The organism is Rhodococcus sp. B50 (assembly GCF_013602415.1).
Classification (GTDB): Bacteria; Actinomycetota; Actinomycetes; order Mycobacteriales; family Mycobacteriaceae; genus Rhodococcus.
Genome location: NZ_WPAG02000002.1, coordinates 560,886 through 574,537 on the forward strand (window position 1 = coordinate 560,886; position 13,652 = coordinate 574,537).

The window sequence follows — 13,652 nt, forward strand, 5'->3', positions numbered from 1 at the left end:
CCTTCACCGACCATTCGAGCGCTTGTCACAGTGTCAAGGTCAAGACATACGGTCGAGCTCGAGACATACGCCCCGATGATGCCCCGGACGATATCCGGTGGGGGAGGGGAGAACCGGTCTCCCCTCCGATCGTCTCGGAACGACGAACGGGGCCCCGGACCGTGAAGGTCCGGGGCCCCGTTACGTTACGAACCGCTGGTGCGGATCAGTGCGACTTGTCGGGCAGCTGAGCTGCGCCGTCGCCGTTTCCGTGCACGCGCTCCTGATACTCGCGGAGCGTGTTCCGGAGCTCGAGCTCGGCCTCGTGGTGGGCGGCCTCGAGCGCGGCCGCTTCGTCGGCCGGGTCGGGGCTCCACCAGCTGCCGGCACCGGGCTTGCCGGCACTGCCGAGGCGGTTCATACGCTTCGGGATCGCGGCACCCTGGTACTCGAGCGGGACCGGGTGGCCGTGCTCGTCCACCGGACCGAGCGGCTGATGGATCTCGATGTACTCGCCGGTCGGCAGGCGACGGACGATGCCCGTCTCGATGCCGTGCTCGAGCACCTGGCGGTCGCTGCGCTGCAGACCCAGGCAGAACCGGTACGCGATGTAGTAGGCGAGCGGCGGGAGCAGGACGAGACCGATACGGCCCATCCAGGTCGTCGCGTTGATCGAGATGTCGAACTTGTACGCGATGATGTCGTTGACGCACATGATCGTGGCGACGGCGTAGAACGCCAGGGCCATGAACCCGAGTCCGGTACGGACCGGCACGTCGCGCGGACGCTGCAGCAGGTTGTGGTGAGCGTCGTCCTTCGTGAACTTCTTCTCGATCCACGGGTAGACCGTGAGAACGACGAACACGAGACCCATGATCAACGCGATCCAGAACGGCTGCGGGATCGTGTACCGGTTGAACAGGTACAGCTCCCAGGCCGGCCAGATACGTGCCATGCCGTCCGTCCACATCATGTAGATGTCCGGCTGCGAGCCGGCGGAGACCTGCGACGGGTTGTACGGGCCGATGTTCCAGACCGGGTTGATCTGCAGCAGGCCGGACATCAGGGCGAGGACCGCGAAGGTCATCGCGAAGAACGCACCCGACTTCACGGCGAAGACGGGGAGGATACGAACACCCACGACGTTCTGCTCGGTGCGGCCGGGGCCGGGGAACTGCGTGTGCTTCTGGTACCAGACCAGCGCGAGGTGCGCGGCGATCAGGGCCAGAATGATGCCCGGAACGAGCAGCACGTGCAGCACGTAGAAGCGCGGGATGATCAGCTCACCCGGGAAGTCGCCACCGAAGATCGCCCAGTGCATCCACGAGCCGATGATCGGGATCGACAGCGTGATGCCGGAGAACGCGGCGCGGAGGCCGGTGCCGGAGAGCAGGTCGTCGGGAAGCGAGTAGCCGAAGAAGCCCTCGAACATCGCCAGGATGAGCAGCAGTGAGCCGATCACCCAGTTGGCTTCGCGCGGACGCCGGAACGCGCCGGTGAAGAACACACGCAGCAGGTGGACGACGATCGACGCGGCGAACATCAGCGCAGCCCAGTGGTGGATCTGGCGGACGAACAGTCCTCCGCGGACCTCGAACGAGATCTGCAGTGTCGTCTCGTACGCACGGGACATGCCGACACCGCGGAGCGGCTGGTACACACCGTCGTAGGTGACATGCGCCATCGACGGATCGAAGAACAGGGTGAGGAAGACACCCGAGATCAACAGGATGATGAAGCTGTAGAGCGCGATCTCACCCAGGAGGAAGGACCAGTGGGTGGGGAACACCTTGTTGATCTGGCGGCGGATGCCCGCGGACAGATGGTAACGAGAATCGAGGTTCTCGCCGATCTGTGCGGCGCGGGACGGGGTTGCAGTACTCACGGGCGACGCTCCCAGAATGCCGGGCCGAGTGCCTCGATGAAGTCACCGTTGGCGACCAGGAAGCCCTCTTCGTTCACTGTAATAGGAAGCTGCGGCAGTGCGCGAGCAGCGGGACCGAAAATCGGCTTGCCGTACTCCAGTGCATCGAACTGCGACTGGTGGCACGGGCACAGGATGCGGTGCGTCTGCTGCTCGTAGAGCGAGGTCGGGCAGCCGAGGTGCGTGCAGATCTTCGAGTACGCGAAGTAGTCGCCGTAGTTGAAGCTCTCCTGGCCCTTGCGCTTGACGACACGCTCGGTGTCCTCGGTGCGCAGACGGATGAGCATGACCGAGTTGCGGATGCCGCGCAGACCCTGCAGCAGTGCGTGGTCGTCGCCACGATCGGACTCGCGGAACGGGAAGACCGTCTCCATGCCGCCGGCGTCGAGGTCCTCCGGACGCACGAGGACGATGTCCTGGGGACGGCCGGTGTCGCGACGCAGGTAGATCGTCTCGCCGGGGTAGCGCGGGGTCCAGCCCGAGACCCACAGCGACGACTCGTCGCCCTCGGCCCACGGGTTCTTGATCAGGCCACCGAGCGGCATGATCAGGCCCAGGCCGAGCGCGCCACCACCGAAGATGGCGGTGCGCTTGATGAGCTTGCGACGCGGCAGGGTCGACGTGTCGAGCGAATCGGAGAGCTCGGCGACGATCGTCTTGCGATCGACCTCGGAGGATCCACCGTCGTGCCGATCCTGGATCGACACCTCTTCGGGGATGAACTTCTTGGTGAACTGCACCGCGCCCACACCGATGCCGAGGATCGACAGACCGAGGGTCAGGCCGAGCATCGGGGTGTAGAGGCTGTACCAGCCGTAGTTCTCGTCGCCGATGCCCTGGTATTCCCACGGCCAGAACAGGTAGGTCGCGATGAACGCGATACCCGAGATGCCTGCGAGGGCGAACCAGAAGGCGACGTTGCGCTCGGCGCGCTTCTCGGCGCGGGTGCCCTCGACGGGCCACCGGTCCTTGCGGAACGCGACGTCGACGCCGTCGAGGTTCGTGCCGAGCGTGACGAGGTCGTCCCGGCTCATCCGGTCGAGATCTTCGACCGTGTGCTTGTTCGGCGTTTCGCCGCCACTCATGACCTTGCTCCGATCCACAGCGCAGCGCCGACGACGGCGACGATGCCGACGACCCACATGGTCGGCCCTTCGGCACCGGGGCCGAAGCCGCCGAGCCCGTAGCCACCCGGGTCCCTCGTCTCACTGGCGGACTTGATGTACGCGATGATGTCCTGCTTCTCCTCGATCGTCAGCTGACGATCGGAGAACTTCGGCATGTTCTGGGGGCCGGTGAGCATCGCGGTGTAGATCTGCTGCTCGTTGGCCGGATCCAGGTTCGGTGCGAACTTGCCGGACGACAGCGCGCCGCCGCGTCCGGTGAAGTTGTGGCACGACGCGCAGTTCTGGCGGAAGAGCTCCGAACCACGTCCGATGTCGTTGCCGCGCAGCGACGACTGAGCGATCTCGCCGTTCTCGTCGCGGATGACCGTCGGGCCTCCACCGTTGGCCTGGATGTACGCGCCGAGCGCGTCGGTCTGCGCGGCGTCGAACTTCGGGTCCTTGCGGAGGGCCTGGGCCTCGTTGCGCATCATCGGCATGCGGCCCGAGGAGACCTGGAAGTAGACGGCGGCCTCGCCGACACCGATGAGGCTGGGACCGCGATCCTGGACGCCCTGGAGATTGACGCCGTGGCAGGTCACGCAGGAGGTCTCGTAGAGCTGCTGACCCTCGCGGATCAGAGCGCTCTGGTCGTCCTGCGCCGTGGCCACCTGCGGGGCAGGTGTCAGCGCGGAGGCGATGAAGCCTGCGCTGAGGAGACCGAGCGCGAGGACCAACGCTCCGGTGACGCGCCGGCGCATCTTGCGCTGGCGGCGGGACTTCGCAGCATCGGCTGCAGAGGATCGACCGGGCATGTCACCCTCGGAGGCGAGAGGTGGGGATGAACTCATCTGTATCCCTTTTTTTATGTCGGGACGGACTGGACGTCAGGGGGCTGCCTGGGCGTTCAGCTGGCTAACGGATGAAATAAATCGTGGCAAACAGCGCGATCCAAACGATGTCGACGAAGTGCCAGTAATACGAAACGACGATGGCTGCAGTGGCCTGCGCAGGCGTGAACTTGCTGACCTTCGTGCGGAACAACAGGAACACGAAGGCGATCAGGCCGCCGATGACGTGCAGGCCGTGGAAGCCGGTGGTCATGTAGAACACCGAGCCGTACACGCTGCCCGGGATGGTCGTGCCGTCCTTCACGAGGGTGATGTACTCGTATCCCTGGCCGAGCACGAAGAAGGTGCCCATGCCGAGGGTGATGATGTACCACCGCCGCAGACCGAAGACGTCGCCGCGCTCGGCGGCGAACACGCCCAGCTGGCAGGTGAAGGAGGAAGCGATCAGCACCGCGGTGATCGGTACCGCCAACCACAGGTTCAAGTGGGTGGGCGGGGGCGGCCACATGCCCTCCGGGGCCTGTGCCCGTGCCACGAAGTACATGGCGAAGAGCCCTGCGAAAAACATGAGCTCACTGGACAACCACACGATGGTGCCGACGCTGACCAGGTTGGGCCGGTTCAACGAGTGCACGCGCTGTGTGATTGCAGATCCTGAAGTCCCTACTGCGCTCGTCACGCTGGCTAGTATGACCCGTCGTAGTACGTCTTGGGCAATCGGGGCCGAAATCGGCGCGTCCGTGCAGGTCTCGGACCTGGATTTCACCAGGTGGGCGCTCGGTGAGGGGTGCTCCGGAGGGCCCCACACGGCGCATTTCGGAGGGTCGCGAAGGTCACGTGGGATCGTGGATGCATGAGTACCGGAAAGGGTCTTCGGGGATGGCTGCGCTCGCTGGCCGGGCGGCGCGGTGAGCCGCTCGACGCGGACCGCGCCGATCTGGTCGTGGTCGTGTCGTCCTTCGAGGACGCCGAAGCCTGCTCCACGGCGCTGGAGCGCGCGGCCGAGGTGGCCCCGTCGTGGCGGTCCGAGGACGAGGCCGTTCTCCGGCACCATCTGGCGTTGCCCGCGGACGCGGTGGAGCGGGCCGCGGAGCTGGCCGGCCAGGACGGCTACGTCGTGGCCGGAACCGGCGACCGGAACGTCCCGCCCATGGCCGTGGACGGCGCTTCCGTGATCCTGCAGCGTGTCCAGATCCTCGATGCTCTGCACTGTGCGCAGGAGAAGTCGCGCATGGCCTCGCTCGCGCAGCGACTCGGCGGAACGGCTCTGGGATGGGACGCCCTGCAACCGCAGGATTCCGCTGGCTAAGCTGACCGGTCGGAAGGGCACGCCTGTGCCCGGTGAGGAGCGAGATGCGGCGAGGGCAGGTGCGATGAACGCGACGCGAGACGCGGACGAGGTGACCCGGAACTGGCCCTCCGTCCTGGGAGCGCTCACCGCCGGACAGAACCTGTCGGCCGCCGAGGCGCGATGGGCGATGAGCGAGATCTTCTCCGACAACGCCACACCCGCCCAGATCGCAGCCTTCGGTGTCGCGCTGAAGATGAAGGGCGAGACACCCGAAGAGGTGCGGGCGCTCGCCGACACGATGCTCGACTATGCCCGGCTGGTCCCGGTCGACAGCGACGTCGTCGACATCGTGGGAACCGGTGGCGACCGCGCGAACACCGTCAACATCTCGACGATGGCCTCGCTCGTCGTGGCCGCGGCGGGCATCCGCGTCGTCAAGCACGGCAACCGTGCCGCCTCCTCCAAGAGTGGAGGCGCCGACGTGCTCGAGGCCCTCGGTGTGCACATCGATCTGGGGCCCGACGAGGTGGCCCACTCGGTCGCCGAGGTCGGGATCGGATTCTGCTTCGCGCCTGTCTACCACCCGGCACTGCGCTTCGCGGCCGCGCCGCGCAAGCAGATCGGGATCCCGACGGTCTTCAACGTCCTCGGTCCGCTCACCAATCCGGCCCGTCCCAGCGCCGGTCTGATCGGGTGTGCGTTCGAACCGCTCGTCCCTACGGTCGCGGGCGTGCTCGCGCAACGCGGCAATTCCGCCCTCGTGGTGCGCGGCGACGACGGACTCGACGAACTGACCACCTCCACGACGTCGACGGTGCACATCGTGCGCAACGGCGAAGTACGGGTCGTGAGTCTCGATCCGCGCGATCTCGGGATCGAACGCGTTCCGCTCGAAGCGCTGCGCGGCGGCGACGCCGATGAGAACGCGGTGATCGCGCGTGCCGTCCTCGCAGGGGAGAAGGGCCCCGTGCGCGATGCCGTGCTCCTCAACGCAGCCGGGGCGATCGCCGCCTTCCGCGGCGTCGACGGTGCTCTCGAGGACGCCCTCGCGGCCGGCCTCGAGACGGCGGCGCACGCGATCGACGACGGGGGCGCCGCGTCGGTGCTGGAGCGGTGGGCCCAGGTCACCACGCGGCTGGGCGCCGCGTCGGAGAAGTGACCGCAGAACAGTAAGGACAGACGGACGGGCCCGCACTGCGCAGTGCGGGCCCGTCGTCCGTCGTGAGTGTGCAGGCGACGCCGGGTCAGTTCCCGATCGAGAAGCCCGCTTCGACATCGGCGCTCGAGTACGACTGGAACGCGATGTGGGTGACGGTCTTCGTCACGCCGTCGATCTTGTTGATGCCCCGGGTGACGACGTCGGCGATCTTCTCGTGGTCGCGCACTCGGACCACCGCCACGAGGTCGACGTCGCCCGCGCAGGAGTACACCGTGTCGACGCCATCGAGGTCGGCGACCGCTTGCGCGGTCTCGGGGATACGGTTCGCCTCGGCATCGATCAGGACGATCGCGTTGATCATGGGGTCTCCTTCAGCCTTCCTCGGGGATTGCATCAGCCTAAGCGGTGGGACGAGTCGGCGGACAGGAGCCCGCGGACCGCGCGGGCGTCGTGCGCGAGCTCGGCCCACGCACTCCATCGGCCCGCACCTCGGCTCGGCTCGCACCAACCCCGGCTCGCACGGACGATGCGGGTTCCCTCGCCGTCGAGCCATCGCGCGACCAGGCCGATCTCTTCCGGGGACGCGCCGCGCAGTGGTCCCGGTGACGGCCGTACCGTCTCGGCACCGGCGACGATCGCGTCCACGACGGGCATCGGCCGCACCCCGCGCGGTGCCACGCCGGCGGACGCGAGCCGGCCTGCGCGGATCACGGCGAACTCCCATCCGCCCTCGGCCCGCGGACGCGCCGCGACGAGTTCGTCGACGGCCGCCAGCGAGGCCAGGCGCTGCGTGCGCCGCAACGCGACGAGGGCCGCGGCGAGCCTGTCGCGCAGCCGGGCGGCATTCTCGAACAGCTGGTCGCGTACAAGGATGTCGAGGCGCTGGTGTACCGCCTCGACGGCGTCGTCGGCGAGGCCGCGGACGACCGCGCGCACGCCCTCGACCTGGGCCTCGTAGGCAGAGGCGTCCTGGACCCCGAAGCGGGCTGCGGCGCAACCCCCGACGGCGACGGGCGGACAGCGGTCGCCGTGCCGCGCCGTACGGCCGATCCTGCGCGTGCACGTACGCAGACCGCACATCTCCGCGAGCAGCGCCGCGACGTCCGCGGCGTCGGCACGTACCGAGAACGGGCCGATCGCATCGGGCCCGGGAGTGCGGCTCACGGCGAGGCGCGGAAACGCCTCGTCGGTGAGGATGATCCACCAGCCACGCATCGGATACTTCGACCGACGGTTGTACGGAGGGGTGTGCGCCGCGATCAGCCGGAGTTCGCGGACACCGGCTTCGAGCCCGTGGGCGCATTCGACATGATCGATGCGCGTGGTGAGTGCGACCATCTCGCGTAGTCGCGGCCGCGTCTCGGAACCCGTGAAGTAGGTACGGACGCGCCGGTGCAGGTCGACCGCCGTGCCGACGTACAACACCTCGTCGGACGGGCCCCGGAACATGTAGACGCCGGGCCTGCGCGGAAGGTGCGCGGCGAGAGCGCGTTTGGCCCGTTGCTCGGCAGTGACCACGGGCATGTAGTCGCGCAACTCGGTCAGGCTGTGGACCCCCTGGTTGCCGACCCGTTCGATGAGGGCGTGCAGCACGTCCACGGTGGCCCGTGCGTCGTCGAGCGCGCGGTGGGTGGGCAGGGTGGAAACCCGGAACAGTTCGGCCAGCGCGGAGAGCTTCACCGAGGGTGCCTCGTCGCGTCCGAGGACGCGGCGGGCCAGTTTGACGGTGCACAGCACTTGGAATCGGGGCCACGCCAGTTCGCACTTCGTGGCGGCCGCCTTGAGGAATCCGACGTCGAATCCGGCGTTGTGCGCGACGAGCACCGCTCCGGACGCGAACTCGAGAAAGGCGGGCAGCACCTCCTCGATCCTGGGGGCCGCATAGACCATCGCGGTGGTGATGCCGGTGAGTTGCACGATGTACGGCGGAATGGGACGCCCCGGATCGACGAGGGTCGCGAACTCGCCGAGCACCTCCCCGGCGCGGATCTTCACCGCACCGATCTCGGTGATGGCGTCCTCGGCCGACTTCCCTCCGGTCGTCTCGAGGTCGACGACGACGAAGGTGGTGTCGCGCAAGGGCGTGTCGAGCTCGTCGAAACCCAGTTGCACGCCGAGGGCGGATGGTTGCGGCGAGGTCATGCGGCGAGCCTAGGAAGCGGCACCGACAACCCGCCGGGCGGGCTCCCGAACACTGAAGAGACGAGGATCACACCGATTTTTCTGCCCTGGCGAGAAGTGGGCGAAGCCGACAAAAACAGACCGATCGGCCTCCGAGGGGCGCAGTCCGGCGAATCGGGCGAGCCGTTCCGGCCGGTCTTTTCGGGTAGGGATGCTCTGACCTGCCGCTTCCGGAGCGGACTCGGGCAAATGGGCAGCAGCCATCCTCGCGGCGGAGAGTGGCGGAGCAGCGCTTGTTACCGCGTCGTTATCGGACCGTGCTCCCGCGGCAGCATTCATCCGGGAATCGGCCGAAACGGTCGGGCGATGCGGCGGAGCGGTCGACTTCACCGATGCCGTTTCGTAATCTTTTCGAGACCGAGCGGAGAGTTTTCCGCCCCACCCCCGGGTCGGAGCCGCACGGTTACCGCCTAATCGCCCCTCCCGGCTTCGGGAGCGGTGAGCCGGGGACCCACGTAGTTCTTGGGGTGAATCCCCTCCGCCCGTCGCGGCGAGGGGTAGGGCTGATCTTCCGGCCCGAACCCGTCAGCTAACTCGGTCGGCGGGTGAACGGAAGAAACGGAGAACGTCCCCTCGTGGTTTCGAACAACAGCAAGCGCACCGTCCGGCGCGCCCTTGTCGCCGGTGCCATTGCTCTCGGAGCAGTCACCGTCTCGGCCGGCCCGGCGATGGCCGAGCCGATCAACATTCCCGGTGTCGGAACGTTCGACCTCCCGGCCGGTGTGACCGTGCCGCCGGAGATCGCCAACCTCGTTCCGCCGGCCGCCGAGGGTGCCCCCGCGCCTCAGGCCGAGGCCTTCACCGCACCCTTCAGCTCCGTCGGACAGCGTGCTGCCGACGCCGCACAGTCGAAGATCGGCGCGCCCTACGTCTACGGTGCGGCCGGTCCGAGCTCCTTCGACTGCTCGGGCCTCGTCCAGTGGGCTTTCAAGCAGGCCGGCCTCAGCGTGCCGCGCACGAGCTACGAGCAGGCCTCCGCCGGTACCCCCGTCGATGTCGCGGCTCTCCAGCCCGGCGACGTCGTGTCGTTCTACGACGGCAGCCACACCGGCATCTACATCGGCGGCGGCAACATCGTGCATGCCTCCACCTCGAGCCAGCCGGTCAAGATCGCGCCGCTGAACTCGATGCCGGTCGACGGAGCGCGACGCTTCTGACGGCACGTCGCCTCTGATCGGACGGCACTTCTCGCCTCCGCTCCGACGCACCATCTCCGAGAAGGGTGGGTCCGGTACGAACCGGGCCCACCCTTCTCGTATGTCTGCACGCGCGGTCCGTACGCGTGTCCGTCTCTTGCACAGAAAGCCGTCGCGTGTGATGGCTACTCGCAGGTAGACACAAACCTATGCGATTCCGTAACCTGATCGAGATCTTTGATCCGGTAGTTGCGGATGATCAAGGACGCCGGGAAAGGATGCGAGCCCTCGTGGTTTCCGACAGGACGAAGCACCTCGTGCGAATGCAGCGCAGGCCGAGAGTGCACAGCAGGCCGAGAGTACGCGCCGGGCGCCGGCCCGCGCTCGTCGTGGCCCTCGTGATGATGGTCCTCGGTTTCACTCTCGCGCCGGCGACGGCGCAACCTGCGGGGGAGAGCCCCGCCGCACGACTCGACCATCTCGCCGATCTGTCACGTCGCAGCGAGCAGGCCACCGAGGCGCTGCACGCCGCCGGCGCGGATCTCGAAGCGAAGGTCGCGGCGCAGCAGTCGGCCGACGCTCGCGCCGCCCAGGCCGACGAGGCTCTGGGTATCGCTCGCGCCGACATCGCCCGCTTCAAGCCCACCGTCGACAAGCTCGCTCGGGCCAACTACCGCGGCGCGCGCACCAACCGCCTCTTCGCCGTGATGGTGAGTGATTCGCCTCAGCAGATGCTCGACCAGATGGTGCTGCTCGACGTCCTCGGTGAGCAGACCTCGCGCGAGGTCGACGGCTTCCGGGCCGCCACTGCCGCCGCGGCCGAGGCGGCCGTGGCGGCGCAGCACGCCGCCGACGAGGCACATGCAGCCGCCGCGCAGGCCCAGACTCTCCGCGACGAACTCCAGCGGCGTCAGGCCGAACTCGAACAGCAGATCGAGGAGGTCCTTGACGCCTTCGAAGCGCTCAGCGACGCGGAGAAGGCCGAACTCGCCGGCACCCCTTTCCCGCCGGGTCTCGACGCCGAGAAGATCCTGCAGCACCTCGTCCCCGGCAGCAACGGCGCCGCACTCCGGGCGGCCCTGTCCCGCATCGGCTCCCCGTACGTCTGGGGCGCGACCGGTCCCGACCAGTTCGACTGTTCGGGACTCATGGTCTGGGCGTACAAGCAGGTCGGTAAGGCGCTTCCCCGCTCCAGTCAGGCGCAGGCGCAGGGCGGTGTCCCCGTCTCCCGCGAGAATCTGCAGCCCGGTGATCTCGTCATCTTCTACGAAGACGCCTCCCATGTCGGCATGTACGTCGGCGACGGCAACATGGTGCACGCCTCGACCTTCGGTGTACCGGTGAAGGTCCAGTCGATCGATCGCTTCCCGTTCCACAGCGCCCGCCGGTACTGATCCGCCTCCACGGCGCCACCGCCGGCCGAGGTCGCTCAGGGTGGCGCCCGGGGGTCGACCTAGACTGACGCGGTGCCCGCGCGATCGTCCTTTCCCGCCGGTACCCGCAAGTGGGAACGCCTCGGCTTGGCCGGGCTCGTGGTCGCATTGGTCACGGCGGGCCTGCTGCTGGCCGTCGACCCGGTGGACACCGACGACGTCGACAGCCGGGTACGGGCCGAACTGCAGGTCGTACTCGACGACTGGAGCCTGGCCGTCCGGACCGGCGACGACGCGTCCCTCGCGCGGCTGATCGACGCCGCATCCCCGGCGCTCCTCGCTTCCGAGCGGGAGCGCATCACGGCGATCGCGTCCGTTCCTCTCGCCGACTTCGGCTACGAACTCGCCGCCGAGCCCGCATTGCCCCTGCCGCCCGAGGACGTGGCCCGGTTCGGCGCCGACGACGTCCGGGCACATCGCGTCCACCTCCGGTTCGCCGTGGACGGCATCGACGACGTGCCCACCCGGCGACCGGTGACCGTGCTGTTCGTCCACCGGCCGCAGGGCTGGCGGATCGCCGACGATGCACCCGCCCTCGCCGGGGCGGAGACCGTCACGTGGCGGGGACCGTGGGACCACGGCCCGCTCCATGTCGCGATCGCACAGACCGCGGGCGGGCGCTCGGTCGTGGTCGGTCACCCGGACAACGCGTCGTTCGTGGACGACCTCGCCGATGACCTGCCGTCCGTGGTGGAGGCCGTCGACGACCTGTGGGGCGACACCTGGCCGCGGCGCGCGCTGATCGTCGTGACCTCGTCGCGCGAGGAGTTCTCGCACCTCGTCGGGCCGCGGCACGACGGCGACGACATCGCTGCCGTCGCGGTCTCCGACGATGTGGATCACGAGCGCGGGATCGCCACAGGTCAGCGCATCGTCTTCAATCCGGCGGCGAGTAGGCGGCTCGACGACACCTCGCGGAGAGCCGTCCTCACCCACGAGATGGTGCACGTCGCCGCGCGCGCCGGCACGGTCGACGGCTCCCCGATGTGGGTCCTCGAGGGCTTCGCCGACTACGTCGGCCACCGCACGACAGCCGACGAGGTCGACGTGCGGCGGATCGCACCGACGCTGACCCGGCAGGTTCGATCGTCGGGTGTACCGGTGTCACTGCCGGCCGACGGTGATTTCACCGGTGAACGCTCGGCGCTTGCCTACGAGACCGCCTGGTCGATCGCCGAATACATCGCCGACGAATTCGGACACGACAGTCTGATCGCCCTGTACCGTGCCCTCGCTGCGGGTCCCGTCACCGACGAGAAGCTCGACGACGTGCTCACCGGACTGCTCGGCGTCGACACCACAGAGTTCGTGGACGTCTGGGGACGCTGGCTCGGAGGTCACATCCGCGACACCCGCTGACCGGCCCGGGACCCGTCTACGCTTCCGCATCCCCCTGCTTCTACGGTGGACCCATGTCGCGGACCCTGCTGGTGACGAACGATTTCCCGCCCCGCCCCGGGGGCATCCAGTCCTATCTGCACGCCTTCGCGAACCAGTTGCCGTCCGACGACCTCGTCGTCTACGCACCGCGCTGGCGCGGCGACAGTCACGTGAAGTTCGATGCGCGGGCTCCGTTCGAGGTCGTCCGGCATCCCACGACGCTGATGTTGCCCACCCCCGACGTCGCGCGACGCGCCACCCGCCTGCTCACCGAACACGACTGCGACACCGTCTGGTTCGGAGCCGCCGCGCCGCTGGCGCTGCTGGCGCCCGTGATGCGCCGCGCCGGGGCCCACCGCATCGTCGCCAGCACACACGGCCACGAGGTGGGATGGTCCATGCTGCCCGCCGCCCGGCAGGCCCTGCGGCAGATCGGCGACCACACCGACACGGTCACCTACGTCAGCCGTTACACCCGGGGGCGCTTCGCCTCCGCCTTCGGTCCGGAGGCGGGCCTCGAACACCTGCCGTCCGGTGTCGACACCGACGCCTTCCGGCCCGATCCGGGAGCGCGTGCCGAGCTGCGGGCACGCTACGGACTCGGTGACCGGCCGACCGTGCTGTGCCTGTCGCGTCTCGTACCCCGCAAGGGGCAGGACGTGCTCATCCGCGCACTGCCCGCGATCCGCACGCGCATCGACGGTGCCGTCCTCGTCATCGTCGGCGGCGGACCGTACGAGTCACGACTGCGCGAGCTCGCCCGCCGCACCGGCGTGGAGGAACATGTCGTGTTCACCGGCACCGTGCCGGCAGCCGAACTCGCCGCGCACCACACGATCGCCGACGTGTTCGCGATGCCGTGCCGCACCCGTGGCGGCGGTCTCGACGTGGAGGGTCTGGGCATCGTGTACCTCGAGGCGTCCGCGACCGGAGTACCCGTCGTGGCGGGCAGGTCGGGTGGAGCCCCGGAGACGGTGCGGGACGGCCGGACCGGGTACGTCGTCGACGGCACAGCGGTGACGGCCGTCGCCACCGCTGTGTCCGGCATTCTCGCCGATCCCGACCGTGCCGCCGCGATGGGCGCGGCCGGCCGCGAGTGGGTGTCCACCGACTGGAGATGGGACGTCCTGGGAGCGAGATTGCGCGGATATCTCGATGCCGCGGCGCCGCCGAGCGAGACCGTGGCGCCCTCGGCGGGGTGACCGGACGGGCCGC

General features: G+C 68.5%; 12 protein-coding genes and 1 riboswitch. Of the genes, 6 read left to right on the plus strand and 6 right to left on the minus strand.

Annotated elements, in window-relative coordinates; translation table 11 throughout:
* Positions 1-205: 205 nt before the first annotated feature.
* From qcrB to ctaE, 4 genes are all read right to left on the minus strand, one after another.
* Positions 206-1,864, minus strand: a complete 1,659-nt coding sequence (qcrB, locus tag GON09_RS02965; RefSeq protein ID WP_213930532.1) for a cytochrome bc1 complex cytochrome b subunit — start codon at positions 1,862-1,864, stop codon at positions 206-208.
* Positions 1,861-2,988 carry a cytochrome bc1 complex Rieske iron-sulfur subunit gene (gene qcrA, locus GON09_RS02970; protein ID WP_213930533.1) on the minus strand — a complete coding sequence of 376 codons (1,128 nt, stop codon included), beginning with the start codon at positions 2,986-2,988 and terminating at the stop codon, positions 1,861-1,863. The genes qcrB and qcrA overlap by 4 nt, the downstream gene beginning before the upstream one ends.
* A complete protein-coding gene (gene qcrC, locus GON09_RS02975) occupies positions 2,985-3,821 on the minus strand; it encodes a cytochrome bc1 complex diheme cytochrome c subunit (RefSeq protein ID WP_213934242.1) in 837 nt (278 codons plus the stop codon). The genes qcrA and qcrC overlap by 4 nt, the downstream gene beginning before the upstream one ends.
* A gap of 100 nt (positions 3,822-3,921) precedes the next feature.
* The gene (gene ctaE / locus GON09_RS02980) at positions 3,922-4,536 is read right to left on the minus strand and encodes an aa3-type cytochrome oxidase subunit III (protein ID WP_213934243.1); all 615 of its coding nucleotides are present in this window, start codon (positions 4,534-4,536) and stop codon (positions 3,922-3,924) included.
* Between the two features lie 174 nt (positions 4,537-4,710).
* Between ctaE and GON09_RS02985 the strand changes: the two genes are divergently transcribed.
* Both GON09_RS02985 and trpD read left to right on the plus strand, forming a co-directional pair.
* Positions 4,711-5,166: a hypothetical protein gene (locus tag GON09_RS02985; RefSeq protein WP_213930534.1), complete on the plus strand. Its 456-nt coding sequence runs from the start codon at positions 4,711-4,713 to the stop codon at positions 5,164-5,166.
* A gap of 64 nt (positions 5,167-5,230) precedes the next feature.
* Positions 5,231-6,307 (plus strand): anthranilate phosphoribosyltransferase, encoded by a 1,077-nt coding sequence (gene trpD / locus GON09_RS02990; RefSeq protein WP_213930535.1) that lies wholly within the window; start codon positions 5,231-5,233, stop codon positions 6,305-6,307.
* An 85-nt stretch (positions 6,308-6,392) separates the two neighbouring features.
* Here the strand turns inward: trpD and GON09_RS02995 are convergent, their stop codons facing one another.
* Positions 6,393-6,668 (minus strand): Lrp/AsnC family transcriptional regulator, encoded by a 276-nt coding sequence (locus tag GON09_RS02995; protein WP_016693842.1) that lies wholly within the window; start codon positions 6,666-6,668, stop codon positions 6,393-6,395.
* A 32-nt stretch (positions 6,669-6,700) separates the two neighbouring features.
* Positions 6,701-8,449: a DEDD exonuclease domain-containing protein gene (locus tag GON09_RS03000; RefSeq protein WP_213930536.1), complete on the minus strand. Its 1,749-nt coding sequence runs from the start codon at positions 8,447-8,449 to the stop codon at positions 6,701-6,703.
* 436 nt (positions 8,450-8,885) lie between these two features.
* Positions 8,886-9,048, plus strand: a riboswitch (cyclic di-AMP (ydaO/yuaA leader).
* A 15-nt stretch (positions 9,049-9,063) separates the two neighbouring features.
* Between GON09_RS03000 and GON09_RS03005 the strand changes: the two genes are divergently transcribed.
* The 4 genes from GON09_RS03005 to GON09_RS03020 all read left to right on the plus strand — a co-directional run bounded on the left by GON09_RS03005 (position 9,064) and on the right by GON09_RS03020 (position 13,639).
* Positions 9,064-9,645: a C40 family peptidase gene (locus GON09_RS03005; RefSeq protein ID WP_213930537.1), complete on the plus strand. Its 582-nt coding sequence runs from the start codon at positions 9,064-9,066 to the stop codon at positions 9,643-9,645.
* Between the two features lie 380 nt (positions 9,646-10,025).
* Positions 10,026-11,018, plus strand: coding sequence for a C40 family peptidase (locus GON09_RS03010; protein ID WP_374195381.1), 993 nt, complete (start codon positions 10,026-10,028; stop codon positions 11,016-11,018).
* Positions 11,019-11,090: 72 nt separating this feature from the next.
* Positions 11,091-12,416: a hypothetical protein gene (locus GON09_RS03015; protein WP_213930538.1), complete on the plus strand. Its 1,326-nt coding sequence runs from the start codon at positions 11,091-11,093 to the stop codon at positions 12,414-12,416.
* Between the two features lie 53 nt (positions 12,417-12,469).
* Complete coding sequence (locus tag GON09_RS03020) at positions 12,470-13,639, plus strand: glycosyltransferase family 4 protein (protein WP_213930539.1); 1,170 nt, start codon at positions 12,470-12,472, stop codon at positions 13,637-13,639.
* The last annotated feature ends 13 nt before the right edge of the window (positions 13,640-13,652 follow it).